The organism is Lacticaseibacillus jixiensis (genome assembly GCF_042847315.1).
In the GTDB taxonomy this organism is placed as follows: Bacteria; Bacillota; Bacilli; order Lactobacillales; family Lactobacillaceae; genus Lacticaseibacillus; species Lacticaseibacillus jixiensis.
This window is the reverse complement of sequence record NZ_BAAFPR010000018.1, coordinates 45,587-60,788: the sequence shown is the minus strand read 5'-3', so window position 1 is coordinate 60,788 and position 15,202 is coordinate 45,587. Positions and strand designations below refer to the sequence as shown.

The 15,202-nt window shown below is 46.2% G+C and carries 17 protein-coding genes, 1 pseudogene and 1 riboswitch; of the genes and pseudogenes, 6 read left to right on the top strand and 12 right to left on the bottom strand.

Annotation, left to right across the window (positions count from 1 at the left end):
• From ACGG90_RS15660 to ACGG90_RS11020, 3 genes and pseudogenes are all read left to right on the top strand, one after another.
• Positions 1-210, top strand: a pseudogene (locus ACGG90_RS15660) (IS30 family transposase); the annotation flags it as partial.
• Positions 211-551: 341 nt separating this feature from the next.
• Positions 552-1,421: a helix-turn-helix domain-containing protein gene (locus ACGG90_RS11025; RefSeq protein ID WP_390409401.1), complete on the top strand. Its 870-nt coding sequence runs from the start codon at positions 552-554 to the stop codon at positions 1,419-1,421.
• Between the two features lie 68 nt (positions 1,422-1,489).
• Positions 1,490-2,467, top strand: coding sequence for a BspA family leucine-rich repeat surface protein (locus ACGG90_RS11020; RefSeq protein ID WP_390409399.1), 978 nt, complete (start codon positions 1,490-1,492; stop codon positions 2,465-2,467).
• A 780-nt stretch (positions 2,468-3,247) separates the two neighbouring features.
• Here the strand turns inward: ACGG90_RS11020 and ACGG90_RS11015 are convergent.
• From ACGG90_RS11015 to ACGG90_RS11000, 4 genes are all read right to left on the bottom strand, one after another.
• Positions 3,248-3,817: a hypothetical protein gene (locus ACGG90_RS11015; RefSeq protein ID WP_390409397.1), complete on the bottom strand. Its 570-nt coding sequence runs from the start codon at positions 3,815-3,817 to the stop codon at positions 3,248-3,250.
• Between the two features lie 5 nt (positions 3,818-3,822).
• The gene (locus ACGG90_RS11010; RefSeq protein ID WP_390409395.1) at positions 3,823-3,999 is read right to left on the bottom strand and encodes a hypothetical protein; all 177 of its coding nucleotides are present in this window, start codon (positions 3,997-3,999) and stop codon (positions 3,823-3,825) included.
• Between the two features lie 1,145 nt (positions 4,000-5,144).
• On the bottom strand, positions 5,145-5,804 hold the full coding sequence (locus ACGG90_RS11005) for a hypothetical protein (protein WP_390409394.1): 660 nt from the start codon (positions 5,802-5,804) through the stop codon (positions 5,145-5,147).
• A gap of 40 nt (positions 5,805-5,844) precedes the next feature.
• Positions 5,845-6,381 carry a hypothetical protein gene (locus ACGG90_RS11000; RefSeq protein ID WP_390409392.1) on the bottom strand — a complete coding sequence of 179 codons (537 nt, stop codon included), beginning with the start codon at positions 6,379-6,381 and terminating at the stop codon, positions 5,845-5,847.
• Positions 6,382-6,597: 216 nt separating this feature from the next.
• On the opposite strand from ACGG90_RS11000, the gene ACGG90_RS10995 reads away from it, so the two are divergent.
• The 3 genes from ACGG90_RS10995 to ACGG90_RS10985 all read left to right on the top strand — a co-directional run bounded on the left by ACGG90_RS10995 (position 6,598) and on the right by ACGG90_RS10985 (position 9,049).
• Positions 6,598-7,473: an Rgg/GadR/MutR family transcriptional regulator gene (locus tag ACGG90_RS10995; protein ID WP_390409390.1), complete on the top strand. Its 876-nt coding sequence runs from the start codon at positions 6,598-6,600 to the stop codon at positions 7,471-7,473.
• 353 nt (positions 7,474-7,826) lie between these two features.
• Positions 7,827-8,111: a hypothetical protein gene (locus ACGG90_RS10990; RefSeq protein ID WP_390409388.1), complete on the top strand. Its 285-nt coding sequence runs from the start codon at positions 7,827-7,829 to the stop codon at positions 8,109-8,111.
• Positions 8,112-8,413: 302 nt separating this feature from the next.
• Positions 8,414-9,049, top strand: coding sequence for a recombinase family protein (locus tag ACGG90_RS10985; protein WP_390409386.1), 636 nt, complete (start codon positions 8,414-8,416; stop codon positions 9,047-9,049).
• A gap of 154 nt (positions 9,050-9,203) precedes the next feature.
• Here ACGG90_RS10985 and ACGG90_RS10980 read toward each other — a convergent pair whose 3' ends face one another.
• The 8 genes from ACGG90_RS10980 to ACGG90_RS10945 all read right to left on the bottom strand — a co-directional run bounded on the left by ACGG90_RS10980 (position 9,204) and on the right by ACGG90_RS10945 (position 14,784).
• Positions 9,204-9,542 (bottom strand): hypothetical protein, encoded by a 339-nt coding sequence (locus ACGG90_RS10980; protein ID WP_390409384.1) that lies wholly within the window; start codon positions 9,540-9,542, stop codon positions 9,204-9,206.
• 69 nt (positions 9,543-9,611) lie between these two features.
• The gene (locus tag ACGG90_RS10975; RefSeq protein WP_390409383.1) at positions 9,612-9,980 is read right to left on the bottom strand and encodes a hypothetical protein; all 369 of its coding nucleotides are present in this window, start codon (positions 9,978-9,980) and stop codon (positions 9,612-9,614) included.
• A gap of 470 nt (positions 9,981-10,450) precedes the next feature.
• The gene (locus ACGG90_RS10970) at positions 10,451-10,726 is read right to left on the bottom strand and encodes a hypothetical protein (protein WP_390409381.1); all 276 of its coding nucleotides are present in this window, start codon (positions 10,724-10,726) and stop codon (positions 10,451-10,453) included.
• Positions 10,727-11,124: 398 nt separating this feature from the next.
• Positions 11,125-11,757, bottom strand: coding sequence for a thiamine phosphate synthase (thiE, locus tag ACGG90_RS10965; RefSeq protein WP_390409379.1), 633 nt, complete (start codon positions 11,755-11,757; stop codon positions 11,125-11,127).
• Complete coding sequence (locus ACGG90_RS10960; RefSeq protein WP_390409378.1) at positions 11,754-12,596, bottom strand: hydroxyethylthiazole kinase; 843 nt, start codon at positions 12,594-12,596, stop codon at positions 11,754-11,756. Before ACGG90_RS10960 ends, thiE begins: the two co-directional genes overlap by 4 nt.
• On the bottom strand, positions 12,577-13,107 hold the full coding sequence (thiW, locus tag ACGG90_RS10955) for an energy coupling factor transporter S component ThiW (protein ID WP_390409376.1): 531 nt from the start codon (positions 13,105-13,107) through the stop codon (positions 12,577-12,579). Before thiW ends, ACGG90_RS10960 begins: the two co-directional genes overlap by 20 nt.
• Before the next feature lie 72 nt (positions 13,108-13,179).
• Positions 13,180-13,271, bottom strand: a riboswitch (TPP riboswitch).
• Positions 13,272-13,373: 102 nt separating this feature from the next.
• A complete protein-coding gene (locus ACGG90_RS10950) occupies positions 13,374-13,967 on the bottom strand; it encodes a hypothetical protein (protein ID WP_390409374.1) in 594 nt (197 codons plus the stop codon).
• 61 nt (positions 13,968-14,028) lie between these two features.
• Positions 14,029-14,784, bottom strand: coding sequence for a hypothetical protein (locus tag ACGG90_RS10945; protein ID WP_390409372.1), 756 nt, complete (start codon positions 14,782-14,784; stop codon positions 14,029-14,031).
• Between the last annotated feature and the right edge of the window lie 418 nt (positions 14,785-15,202).

Genomic DNA, 15,202 nt, shown 5'->3' with positions numbered 1-15,202 from the left:
ACCAACGAGGTCCACAATAAGATGGTTCGGCGAGACTTTCCCAAAGGTGAATCCCTAGACGCTGTCAGCCCACAAGCTGTCGCCGAAACTCAAGATCGGCTCAACCGCCTCCCTCGTCGCCAACTCAGATATCGGACGACCGAGGAAGTCTTCGTCGCTGAGCGCGCTCGAGCTCAGCGACGAGCTGCCAAGGTAGTCGTAGCCAGCTAGCTCAACTCATCAAAGATAACAGTTCATCTCACGGTGTCGTGCCATGGGGTGGCTAACTTGTTCTTGCAATTTGCGAATCAATAGTGACTGTGAAAGGCAGTAACTTTTTAGGCCATTTTGATTTATTCATTCGCGTCGCAAGATTTCATTGGTAGATGTATGGTACTAGTGAGACTAAATAATTTTATCTCATTTTTTCCAGGAGAGTTCTGCCAAAGGTATAATAACCATGCAGTGTCTTTTCTGTTCGGCAGTCATGTGCACAAATGAAATCGGTTTCTTTTCTGGCGTCAAAATCGTATATATCATCACAATGAATCTATAGACGTGGGGTATGGATTATGGAATGTGGTAAGTTAATTAAGCAATTACGGGAGTCGCGGCGGCTATCTCAGGCTGAATTGTGTGCTTCGGGATCATCGAGTAGGAACACATTAGCGTCATTTGAGCGGAACGGCACCCGCATCTCATTTGTACTTTTAAGAGAATACTGTCAAGCGATGAATGTTACACTGGAAGAGTTTGAATTTCTTCTTGCAGACGCCGATTCGGTACCTGAAAAGCGAATCATTGCGAAGATGGTTTCGCGAAATTTCAAGAAACCATTTGACGAGTCGTTAGCGATATTATTATTGGACCGTTTTGATGAAACCCATGACTTTTATTATTACAGCTTATACGCTCAGTATTTCCTAATTAAGAAATACTTTTTAGCTGTTCAAAATGGCTCACAACTTGACAGAAGCACGCAACTTGAAGTTGTGAAAATTAGAGATAAGGTGACAGGCTATCTTGATCGAATTTATCCGTGGGGTAGATTTGAGCTTGTACTATTCACAAACTGCATGTTCTTGTTTACAGATGAAAATATCCGGTCTGAATTTGACGAAACGGTTGCTCAGATGCGCGTATACTCAGACAGTTCCAACTACTGTGCTGATCTAACCAAGTTTTTAATCAATGGTACTCAACTTTCTTATGAGCGTCAAAATCTACACAATCTACGTCGATTCATTGATGAACTACGTGATGTTGCTCAGATGTATGACGATTCTAAGGCAAGATTGGTTGTGAAAATTTTCTCAATCATACAGGAGAGTAAGGCCGGACAAGCTGATCAAGAAACGAAAGCTGCGTTAATTGACGCGCTAGAATTTTTGGGCGAGGATAGCTGGTTGGCGTATGTTAAACGCCAGTTATCTGATGGTTAACATGGTTTGTCTTAAAATGACGGATGAGTGTTTGAATATTATCAACCGCGTTCACGTGATGATTAAGATTGGTTGTCAAGGGCGACTTTGTCCGCTCGGCCGTTCATACATTTTATAGCCACCATGCACCTGCTAGGCCTTTGATTGTTGAGCGTCTTTCGGTTAGGTGCTTACCTAGTAATGTTACGAATATGGATTACATGTTTAGTGGTGATGCCGCGTTGACTAGTGTTGGTGACCTTAGTACTTGGAATACTAGTAATGTCACTGATATGAACTATATGTTTTGTGGTATGACCAGCTTGGCAACGGATCCAGGTGCCGGTAAATGGGATACCGGTAATGTTACGGACGCGAGTTATATGTTTGACGAAGATTATGCAGTGCCGTCCTTAGATTTGAGTAACACAGTTACTTCTAAAGCAACTGCCACAGTGTTTGGCATGTTGTACGACAGGGCCGATTCTACGGATGATCTTACTAAATATCAGGCTACAAGTTACACATTCGGTCCAAATATCAAAACGTCAATTGATCTGCCAACACCTGCAAACGAACTTTGGGTTGGCGTCAATACGGGGAATGTATTGCCTCGGAATTCGACTGACCTTACAGCGGTAACGTATAGCGTTTACGATGGCACAAAGCCTGATACGTATGTATTGCGAGGGCTTGGACAAGATGTGACCGTTAATGTCGCTAATGAATCTAATAAGATGGCTGGTGCGACAGTTGAGTTGCGTGATTCTACTGGCAAAGTATTTCAAACAGCCATCACAGATGCTTCTGGCAATGCTTTATTCAAACGTGCGCCAGATGGTACGTATCAAGCGGTTGTCACCAAAGTACCAGACGGTGACCAACTTCCAGCAAAGCCTTATGCTGTGACGGTCAAGTCATCAGATGCAAAACTAGATATTGTGTCTGTTCGCGCAAACTATCCAAAAACTGGTAGTGACGCCAAAGCATCTGTTGGTTTGGTGGGTATGGTAACATTGCTAATCGGTAGTGCTGGCTTAGGTTATAAACGTAAGAAACAAGATTAAGCCAAATGTTTTCAGGTCTGTGGTCGATCTGAAAAAAATAAGACGTCTTCACCTGTGGTCGGTGAGGGCGTCTTTTTATATTGCAGATAATCGAACAAGTGTTCTATAATGGACTCAACTAAGGAGCGTGAGCAAACATGTTAGGTTATCCGGTAGGCGAGCAGCCGCTGAGAGAGACGTGCCATATTGGATCGATGCGGGTGATTTTAGTTATTCGGTGATGTACGTAGACACACGGTTTGTTGATCTGCCGGCGTCATGGCTTGAGGTTGACCGCGTGGATATGTTTGAATGCAGTGACCTTAAGGGGCGCTGTGATAGCCGTTGTGCGGTTTTCGGCGTCAGTGCCATCATTGGTAGAGAGCTTTCAAATGAGGAGGCGCGGGGTCTTCTAGAAGCCATTGCAGCGGCAGCGGTGTAGACCTTGTGAAACGGATTTTGTCATGAGCATGGCGGCTAAAATGCCGGAAGTGTAGATGCAGTTGGGATGGTTATGCCAGGGATTGCACCCGATGGGCAACACGCCGATGAATCTGGGCAAAATGGTGTCCTTAAAGCCGTCCTAGCGGCCTTTTGGAACCTTGTGAGTCATTCGGCGTGAAACGTCGGGAGAATCAATGCCCGATGGGAAGATTGCCGGTATCGCGCTAAAAACGGTCACATACGGCATTTTAGGATCCATTTCGGGTCGTTGTGATCTACGCGGCGTGGAAGAATCGGTGTCTGCTGCAAGCACTTGGAAGGCACTGCATGACTACTACCGGCAGGAATGCCGCCATGCTAGGCTTGACTGTCGTCAGGCCAATCCTCTGGGTGATCTTGGTACCAAGAATCTACAAAGAGCCCGGCCTCTTGGTCAGACAAGATCGCGCCAATGGGCAGATCCGGCTCATTCATGTAGTATTTTTCGTATTTGAAGAACTCTTGTAGCAACTCATTAATGTCGGAAGTCGGTTCGTCGGTAGGCAATGGGCCACAAATATCGACTTCATGCCAAGGTTTGAAAGGCTCGAACGCGTTGCGAAACTTACGATTCGGGTCAACGGCGTAAATGCGGATTTTAGCATAGTGCATCGCAACATTCCAGTCATCGGGACGTGTCCAGAGGTCAATATTGCTTGCGATGTCGTCACGGGCACTTTCAAAAGCACCAAGGTAACAGGGTTCGTCGTCGTTCATGTGTTGAGGGTCAAGCGTTTCAGGATCGGTAGCTTTCTGTATGCCGATATGATCAACGTATGTTTGCCAAAGTAAGTGGTGCAGGGCTCTCTGAGTAGTGGTCAAATCACCATATGAAAGCATCTCGTTCGTTTCGGCGTCTTGGATCATAAATCTTTTGACTACTGGCATGCGGCTTACCTCCTACCTGAATCTTTGGTGATGTGTGTGATGGTTAGGCGATCCCGTAAGAACTTGTTTGTGCGTTCCTGTTGTATAAAAGCGTCCAAAACATCAGGTTCTGGGGTCTCAACATGGTTAACGTCATCAGGGGTAACGGGTTTGGTCTTTGGTGTTGTCTTTGGTTTAGTCATGGGGCTAGTCCTCCTATTCTACTGTTGGAAACAATCTACAACATGTTGAAATCTTGTCGCGTTTTTTGCGACCATTGCGGAGCGGTCGCGGTGATCGTTTCAACAAGTATACTTGGTCAAAAAATAACCCCCAATCATAGACTTCGTGTCTGCCAATTGTAGTGCACTTCAGACTTGTTTGGGCACTCACAGCATTGGCTTTGTTACTTGTGAGCGTGATGATTGGATGGGGCATGTCCTTGCACACAGTCCAGTTACACGATATCGCGATTGCATTGGTTATGTTAGCTCTTCCAATCTCGAACTGTGTAGATGCATTTGTAAAGACACGACCACACAATCAACAAGACCGGATAGGATAGAAGAAGGATGCTTTATGAACACACTCGTACGAAGGGGCTGTGACAGAATCCTTACCAGACGTTGGGTCCGAATTTGGAACCTAAGGGCTGATAAAGCTGGCCGATGAAAGTTGGTATGACGCTGAACAGGTTAGATAGCTTGCGACGTTCAAACGCAAACGACCTACGTATAGTGTAGCCGAATGGAAATTAACCCAAGGTAGCCATCCAAAGTTTAAATAGCCCTGGCGGATTAGGCCAGGGCTATTTAATTGAAGATGAGCCTTAGAGTCCGTAACGATACGGCTATTTCAGATTATGTGACACAATTACAATTGTGTCACATAGGCCGATGACTGTTTGATGTTTTGATCATTGAAGATGACTTGATGCGGGAACCAACTTGATGAACGAATTTGTTTACTTTAACTCATTCGTGGGAGTATGATGGACGAAAATGAGAGGTGAATGAGCTTGAATCGTTACCGAGTTTTCCGAATTATCTGCATGACTATTGTTGCTATTGCTTTAATTGCGAGCTTAATGTACCGCCATAGTTATACGGGTATTATAACCTATAGAGGCCAAAGGCAGAGCTGGTTAGATAACGGCAAAGTATCCGTAATTAAACTTAAGACGCCCTCAGGAGTAATAACACTGAAAGACGTTAAGTATGAGCTTTTTGGCAAAAAAAAACAGCTGGGATTACCCCAGCCGTCTAAGACTCGATATAAAATTGACACGATTGGTATCCCCTTCATTCAGATTCCGAATGTAATGAAAATACAAGCGTTACGTTGAAAATTAACAGGTGATGCAAGCATAGGTTAAATTAATTACAAGACCATACATAGAACCCTCATATCCAAACTTTGCAAGTACTTTGAGCATAAGCGTAGCAGCCTCTGCCCAAGCAGCATCTTTCAACATGGTCGAAAGGGATTTAGCAGTCCCAAGGTGAATCAGCGCATCTATACAGTCCCTAATGTCTGATGCACCTAGGAGGTTACCAACAACACAGAATAGGTAGTCAACGTAGCCCTTTTCTAAATACGGAATAACTACGTTTTTATAGAAGTCTGTGGCAACTCTACCCTCCTCGGTATCCTCGGACATAACGGCCTCCAATGCTTGGACATTGGTTACTTCGTATTCTCCATTTTCAGTAAAGTGCCCTACCGTCTCGAAGTAAAACTTGAGCGTTTTAGCTGATTTTTGAACGTCATCTGAAGAAACTGAAATACCAGAAACAAGTTCTTCCATGGTGTTGTAATCCTTACCATATACTGGCTTACTGTCGGTAATTGGATCATCCTCTGAGTATACAACACTTGTAGAATCGGCTTTCATAGATACTGAAGAAGGGGAAGAATTTTGAGTAGAGGCAAGAGTGGAAACGGTAGGTGCAAGAGCGCCAGCAAGAGTTACTGCGCTTAATAACGTAAAGATTGATTTTTTAAACATAATGGTTCCTCCTCAATTTAGTTGAAGTTTCGGCAATATGCTAGTAGGCTAAAGCTTTATTCTCGAGATTAACGAGATCAGATAGTGTAACAGTAGCTCCGATAAATTCGGCAATTGGGGTCGCTTTACTAAATGCATAGAAAGTGGGGGTACCTTGTAGTTTGTAAGGTGCTAAAGTTTCAAGAATGTCGTCGATATTTGCGCTTGACGTATCTTCAAACGAATCAACAGTATCTAGATAGTATACTGGGATGGATGCTTTACTAATAAACATTGATAGTTCAGTTGATGCTGCTCGACAATACTTACACATCCAAGAGCCAATATACAGGATGAAGGGCTGCAAATTTTCAGTTAAGAGATTTAAGTATTCTTGACTGGTTACCCAATTAACGCCCTGAATATTATCTTCATATTGTTCTATTGAAACCACTGTTGGCTCGTCTACCAACAAGCTTAATTGAGTCTGTGGCGTAGTGCTTGCAGCAGTGATTAATTCTGGCGAACTACATACCCCAGTGATGATGAGTAAGGATACTAGTAGAGTTCGACAAATGTTTGTAAATGAGAGGAGCATATATACACCTCCTTGAGTCTGCCGGATTAACGTAATCCAATTTCTTCCCATGTCGGTACTGGCAAAGGCACATTGATCATGTTGGTTCCTCCTTTCCGAACATCTGTGATGCCCTATCAATATTATTAGTATAAATGAATCCGGTTACATTCTATAAATTGACATGAATTCCAACTGAACTTTACAATAAATTTACAAACGCGGGGGTGAATTATTATGGAGTGTGGTCAATTAGTTAAGCAGCTCCGAGAAGCGCGACGCTTATCGCAAGCAGCACTGTGTGCGAGGGGCTCGTCTAACCGTAATACGTTAGCATCCTTTGAACGGAATGGGACTCGTATTTCGTTCATGTTGTTAAGCGAATACTGCGAGACTATGAATGTCAGCCTAGAGGAGTTCGAGTTTCTGCTTGCGGACGCAGACTCGTTACCAGAAAAACGAATTGTTGCGCGGATGGTTTCTCGAAGCTTTAAGAAACCGTTTGAAGAATCAGTGGTGAAACTGCTACGGGATCTATTTGAAGAGACTCGTGATTTTTTCTATTACAGCTTGTATGCTCAGTACTTCTTAATTAAGAAATACTTCTCACGCCAGCAAAGGGGCGATGAAGTTGACCGAGAGACCAGACTTGAAGTTGCTAAGATCAAGGATAAAGTGATCAGCTATCTGGATCGTATTTATCCCTGGGGAAGGTTTGAGCTTGTGCTGTACACCAACTGCATGTTCTTGTTTTCAGACGAAAATATTCGGGCAGAGTATGACGAGGCTGTCACTCATATGCGGATTTACTTAGATAGTTCAAACTATTCCGCTGACTTAACTAAGTTTTTGATCAATGGAACACAGCTGTTGTATGAGCATCATAACTTGGATAATTTACGTCGATTCATTGGTGAGCTTCGGGAGGTCGCACAAATATATGGCGATTCAAAGGCAAGGCTTGTTGTAAAAATCTTCTCAGTGTTGCAAGAAGACGAAGCAGGAAAAGCGAGTGGGGAGACTAATGACCAATTAATTGAGACGCTAGAGTTTCTTGGAGAGGAGCATTGGCTAAAATACGTCAAACGCCGCCTGCAATCACGGACTGGGTAATCTGTTGTACATCATTGATGGAAAATGCCGATGAAAATCAATACACTGATACTAGAATGTGTTTGGTCGCTTGTTTGTGTATTTGTAACTTGAATGAAGAAAGCACCGAAAGATAGCAAAGAAGGACTTAAAAAGGCAGGCACCGTTGATCAAATTACGATCAATGGTGCCTGCCTTCGTATATTTTGAAGTAGCATAAAGTACGCGTCGACAGTAACTAAGACAAAGCGGCAAATTTTGTTCGTATTGCGGACAATAGATCAACAGATCGGGATAGAGTACATCAGGCGAAATTATTGATAGCAATATTGCTATAATACAGAGCAGTAAATGGCTGAGAAAGCGAGCTAGATATGAGTAGATACGACATCGACTTTTACCGAGACTCAGATGGATATAGCGATTTTGAAGAATACTTGGATGGGCTCTTAGAAAGTACTGACAAAACTGAGAAGGCAACAGCCAAAAAGCTACGTTATCAGTTAGGCCTTCTTGCAGAAGCTGGAACAGCTCTTAGATTACCGCAAGTAGCTGAATTAAAGAGGTACAAACACAAGCTGTTTGAAACTCGTCGTTTTGCACATCGTCTTGGGTCAGGGGCGTTGCCTTTGGATCAATCTTTGATTTGTCTGACATAAAATGTCCTCCTATCCTACTGTTGGAAACAACATAACGTGGCGAAGTCTCGTCGCGTACCGCGACCATCGCAGAGCAGTCGCGGTAGCTACTAGGGTAGCCCATCATCATACTCTGGAGACGTCACTTCGCCAGAAAAAGTTCAAGAAGTTTAGCCAAATCGCAATATGGTCAGCTATCGCTGAGTATTATTAAAGATATGTCGTGTCCGGTAGGGCATGCCCCAAGAACGGACAAAGACCCTTGTATTATGAGGAAGCAAAAGTGTCCGTTTAATATGTACGAAAATGGAGGGCCAATAATTATGAAAGTCGGCTATGCGCGTGTCAGCTCCACTGGTCAGAAACTTGATCGGCAATTGGTGGCACTTAAAGAATATGGCGTTGAAGAAGATGGACTTTTTGTCGAAAAGAGGTCAGGTAAGAACATCACCCAACGTACTGAACTCAAAAAAGCGATGACGTTTGTTCGTCGCGGTGACGAGTTGGTCGTCGTGTCACTTGACCGTCTATCTCGCAATTATGATGACGTTGGGGCTTTGGTGAAAAAGTTGCGTGACAAGCAAGTGACGCTTACGGTATTAGATGCCCCATTTCTAAATATGAATACTGGCAACAAGACGTTGGACAAATTTTTGGGAGATTTGATGATTGGGCTACTTGGCTATATCGCCCAAAATGAGCGCGAGAAAAACCATCAGCGGCAGGCGGAGGGTATTCGCATTGCCAAAGAGAAGGGGAAATATAAAGGTCGTCCAGCCCGGTATGCGCCTGATGCTCGTACGCCAGAGCAACGCATGATGTATGCCGCTATCTGTCAAGATTTGGATGCTGGTAAACGCATTTCTGACATTGCACACCAAAGACATGTTTCCAGACAACAAGTTTATCGTATTCGGGATCGTCATGCCGCCAATAATGCTGGTCGAGATGTTGTATAATGGAGTTATAGCGATTTGCCCCACAACCCGTGGGGATGCTCCTATCGCGTCTGAGCGGCATGTTACTCGACTGCTGTACGCTCCACACTTGTGGAGATTGATTTTGGATGAAAAAATAGCCCCATCAGGCCGTTTTTAGCTTGATGGGGTTTCGTTATGTGAGGGTGTGGCAGTCGTTCCAGCGGGAAATTAGATCTGTGTTGGCTTCATAGACGTCGTATGTAGTCATGCCTGAGGCCGAACGGACGGTGCCATACAGTGATGGCGTTATGCAGCCGTATCGGATTAAGTCGTCAAGATTGGCTTGTGGTGTCAGCGAATCAACGGCAAAGGTCTCGTATTCCGGAAAGGGCGCTACGTATGCGCTTAGCGGCAAGAGGCGGTCGGGATCGGTTGAGCTACGTAGTGCGATGGCAATGCCGGCGGCGTATGAGTACTCTGTGACCTCAATGGCGTCATAATCGCCAATATTTGCCGGTAAAAGTTTGAACATGCAGATGTACCTCCCTATATAGAAGAAAAAGAACTCCAAGACGGAATTTGTCTTGGAGTTTTCGCGGCTTTAGGCGGCTGGTTCGGCTTTGCGTGGGCGTGGAAAAGCCCGGAAAATGTCGATGAACCCGTCTTTGTTGGAAGGCTTGTAGTCGATGCTCCAGCGGCTACCTTGTGTGAGCTGCTTGAAGTAGTTTTCTTGGGCGGGATGATCTGGCCGGATGTATGCGCTAGCGCCGAAATAGACAGGCTTATGATCGATGTATGTGACAACGCGGAAACGTGCTGAACGCGACCCGTCGGCGTTATCTGTGATATCGTATTGGCGGACGATCGTAAACAGCGCGTTCTTAATTCCGGCTGCTACGCGATTGGAGTCGAGTTCTGCGATGTATGCGGCTTTTTCAGTGTCGGTCATATCTTTGTAAGCTTTAGTCATGGTGATTTCCTCCTATGGAATGTGTGTTAGCGAGCGACGGTGACGTAAATGTCAGACTCGTCCATGATGTCGTAGTCAGGATCGTATTCGCCGACGTCGTTACGGTGTAAGGTGATACCTAAAGTGTCGATGTTTGTCATGATGAATTCCTCCTATGGAATCGACTTGTGATTTTCAAGAACTACACGACTGAACCTTGCGGCCCGGGCTTGGACGCCCCGCTTGCAGAGCGAGCACCGCACTTGGGGCCTGAGGTCTTTGTGATCAACAGCAAGGAAAGACGGCCAGAGTGGAAAATTTATGAATAGCCAAGCACAATGATATTTAGGGTTTAAGGGCGTCTGTGCGCATTTGATACTCGCCGCCCCATGGTTGATGCTTGCGGGCTCCTCGGGGTGGTAAGCACCGCGTGCAACGGTTACAGGATTAAAAAAAGAACCCTCCATCAATTAAGATGAAGGGTTGATAGGTTAGTCCGTGTACCACATATCTTCGTCACAGTAATCAGGTATCACCGTATTACCAAGTGTGCTAAGCCATTGCCTCCATTCACGCATAGCCGAGATGACAATAGCTAGTTGCTGTTTGCGAGACTTACTTTTTGTGGTTTCCCAGTCGCTGTGCAACTGAGCAATGATCTGCCAAGGAAATTGCACCCAATCATAGCCGAGAATCTCTAGTGAGACATTCATGGCAACCCGATAATTGTTGAAGACCTTTTGTCTAAATTCCTGATCTGCTTGCATGAGAACACACTCCTTTAATGTTTGATGGCAAGACGTTTCTATGTCTTGCCGTACGGCCAGGAGCGGAGCGACAAGGGCTATATCTGACTGTAAAAAAGACCGGCCAGCGAGTTCACTGGCCGGCGTAGCGCCGAATTTTTAGGATCTTTTGTGGGGCAAAAGTGGGGCAAAATCGAGCAAGAATGCCGTTATATCAACGTTTATAGCACCCATACTAATCCTGTACTCTCCTTATTTTAGTTCCGATTTGCTACTGATTAGCTCCGAAATGCCCATATGAAGGCATTTCGGAGTTTTTGTTTTTGCCCGAAATATGCCGTTTGGGGGCAAAAGTGGGGCAAGCAAAATCCCCCAACCGAGCGTATTTGGTTGGGGGATTTGTTTGCTTAGCGCCCAGGTTAGAAGCTGATCGCATCAACTTGATCGCACAATTGCCGAACCATCTGTCCGACATCTTCGGCTTGCATGATTTCACTGACGATCGCTACCCCAGCCACACCAGTGTGTTGGAAGTTGGCCAGATTATGGGCCTTGATGCCGCCAATCGCGACGATCGGAATGGCAACTTCGTGAGCAATCGCCGTCAGAGTAGAAAGCGTTGTGCGAATCGCGTGGGCTTTGGTTTGGGTCGGGTAAATCGCACCGACGCCGAGGTAGTCAGCGCCATCTGCCGCAGCTTGCTTGGCAGCGGCAACGGTTTTGCTGGAGACGCCTAAGATTTTATCCGGGCCTAATAATTGGCGGGTGACGGCAACAGGCAGCTCATCATCGCCGATATGGACCCCGGCGGCATCAACAGCCAAGCAGACATCAACGCGATCATCGATGATCAACGGCAGCTGGTAGCGATCCGTGATGGCCTTGACTTGCAAGGCCAAGGCATAGTAGGCTCGCGAGCTCAGGTTTTTCTCCCGCAGCTGGACCATGGTCACGCCATTGGCACAAGCAGCTTCAACCTTAGCCAGAAAATCAGCAGTGGAATCTTGATAGCGATTCGTCACCAGATATAATTTCAGATTACTTGGATTCATAGGGATGCTCCTTTGATATTAGCTGTCCAATCCGAGTTGCAGCCTAATAATGACAGCTGGTCGATAACATGCAAACGAAACGTGGCCAGCCCGGCTTGCAGTGCCATGGCCTGCGCCGCTTCGCCGCAACAGTTGAAGTAACTGACCGCCAAGCAGGTGGCCGCAAACGACTCGATGCCATTGCCTAAATTAGCGGCGATTAAAGCCCCGACAATGTCGCCGGTACCAGTGAAGCGGTCGAGTTGCGAAACGCCATTGTCAAGGCGCCAAGCGTATGTCGCAGAAACCACCAGATCAGTTGGTCCAGTCGCCAAGAAAATCGTATGCGGATAACGTTTGCTGAACGCACGCAGGTGATCGGCCAGTTCTGTTAGTGCCAATGCTGCGCTGTCAGCTTGATGATTGTCGACACCGCGTGCACGACTGGGCAAACCGACCAGATGTCGCATTTCGCCTAAGTTGCCTTTGACAACAGTGGGGGCATCGGCTAATAACTGTTGGCCTAAGGCAGCGCGAATGGAGCTGGCGCCGATGCCGACCAAATCGATTACAACTGGTTGCCGGTGTGCTTTTGCAGTGGTGCTGGCCAAGCGAATGCTGGCTTCGCGAGCAGCCGATAAGTGTCCTAAGTTTAACAACACGGCATCGCTTTGGGCCATAAAATCAGCCAATTCACGAGGATCATCGGCCATGACCGGTTTGGCATTAACGGCTAATAAGGCATTGGCAACGATTTCCACAGAGATCTCGTTGGTCAAACACTGCACCAATGGGGGCGTGGTAAACGGCAACGATTGCTTGAAGACGGCTGGAAATTGTTCAATCAGTGACTTTGGCATGGACGACTCCTTTGAAGATCCGCTGCAGCTTTGCCGTCATCCCTAAGCGGTCAAGTTGATACAACACGACTAAGCCGATGATCGATCCGGAAATCGACCCGCCAAAAAACCGCGGCGTGTAGACAAACCAATACAAGGCTTGGGTACTGCCGGTGAACCAAACCATCACGGGAAATGATGCCAGCGACCCGATCAAGCCGGTGCCGATGATTTCACCGATCGCAGCCCCCCAATTGTGCTTGGCTAAGCGATAACCCCAACTGGCCAATACCGCGCCAAACACCGCCCCAGTCAAGGCCAATGGGGGGATGCCCATCAAGCCCATGCGGATGATGCCGCAGATCAAAGCCATTAACGTCGCATACAGCGGCCCCATGATTGCCGCAGCCAAGACATTCATCACGCTGGACATTGGCGCCATGCCTTCGATACGAAACAGTGGCGACAACACGACGTCTAAGGCGATCATCATCGCCAGAATTGCCAGACGCTGTACATTTGATTTTCCCATACAAAAAAACCTCCACTTTCTCTGAATCGAGTAACTGGAGGCACACTGAAGATACAAGAAAACACCGCACGTCACGTGCAGATGTGATCTACCTACGCCAGCATTACCTGGATCAGGTTCGATGGGTATAATCTCAGCCTTGTACAGCACCCCAGATACACGTATTCAATTGGTTCGAGTGTAACAGGTGACAAGACAAAATGCAAACAGTTATGCAATCGCATGAACTAAACTTGTGATCAGCAAATCCGAGAGCTGCAACCGGATTATCGATAGATATCTGTTACGGTTTTCGTGATTTTATCCCATGATGCCAGTGAATCTTGAGTTTGCATCGAGCCATATTGAGCAACGACTTCGTATTGGTTTCCAGACTTAGGGATAACGGTATACACGTTGAGCCCCTTAGCCCCACCATATGTATCAATCACGAATGAGCCATCGCTTTGAACGCCCATTGTGTTGTTTACCAATTTTTGATCCGCAATTTGACTCTCGTCGAAGGTTTTATCTGCTTCCCAAATGATGGTTTCGACAGTTTCGAAATCACGACTTGTTAGCGGCTTGATCGTTGCTTGAGTACTAGAGGCAGCGGCACTTGAACTTGCCGCAGCGCTGGATGCAGCAGCTCGGGATTCGGCGTCGGCCTTTGCTTTGGAACTTGCCGCAGCTTCTGAGACAGCTTTGGCTTTGGATTCAGATGAGGCTTTTTGCTTTGAAGCTGATTCAGCTTTTGCGCGGGAGACAGAGGCCGATTTGTCTTTGGAACTGTTTGAGTCTTTTGCTGACGAATTGTTGCCGCAAGCAGACAGTAAGAGTGTGGTCATGGCAATAATGGTAAAGGCGGTTAGCTTTTTCAATGCGATGATCTCCTTGTGAGGTAAGTGTTTAGCCGGTTACTGTATGAATCGAGCTTCAGGATCACCATAGATGCCGACTGTTGTCCTTGGATCTGAGATCCTTGACTTTGCCGTTGGAGCCCAGTTTACCGACTTTATTACCACCGAAATCCCGAGCGTAACCGTCTGAATTAACGACACGGGTACGTCCGCTAGAATCTTTGTAGGTGCCCAAGTCGCCGCCTTTGTGCGCTGTGGGGCCGTATGATGTGCCAGTTGTGACATGCAGACTGAAGTGGTCAAGAATCGAGAAGATGAATCTTGCAATGATGGTGACATATTTGGCGAGGAACATACTGAGGCGCCATAACAATATCGCAAATGCAGCGAAGTACAATACGATCGCTGGAAACAAAACCACCATTGTTCCAACAAAAACAATCAGATAGTTGAGTAAAGGAATCAGGCCCAGTACCAGTGGGATAATGAACAGTTTCCAACGTCCGATGAGAAAGAATGCGCTTAAAGGTGTGAAATATTCCTTGGTCCGCATTAATAGCCAAGCCAGATATCGATTGGATAACCGAGACTTTCTGGCAACATTGGTTTGCGATTGGGCTTGGCGGTTATTGTGAATATGCGTGTAGAGCCGGATGAAGGCGAGAATTTCGCACATGATGACATAAATCGCCACGATATCAAATAGCGTACTTTTGATGATATACATGAATGCTTGAACTTGAGCCGCTTTACCTAGGTGGTCTGGGTGAAACAAAATACCCCAGACCTCGCGGATGTCATTCAAGGTGGTCATTAGAGCGTTGTTTGCAGATAACATGGTGTTCTCCTTTACGATGTGAACGTGGGCAGATCGGTGGGATTCAGCAGGTGCGGTGCCCTAGGCAATACCGATGTCTGATTTTTGCGTACAAAAATACCGGCTGATGTCAGAACGGTTCTTCCTTGGCAATTGCCAAACGTTACAGATATGCAAGTGCATGTCTGAGGGAAGACTGTTCTTGTGACCGGCCGGTCGATTTTTTCGCGATTAAGTATAGCTATCTAGCACTGAGTTTACCGCTTTGTTGAAGGCACAGCAAGTATAATTCGAGCTGCAACGGCACCAAAATAGGATAAATCACGCTTCGTATTAGGGCGCACTTGATCAGCTCAATGTGTTAATCTTGTTGTCAGAAGCGCAACCAACATTTGCACCCGATGGTTAGCCGAGTTCGAGTTAATGAAAGGAAATACGA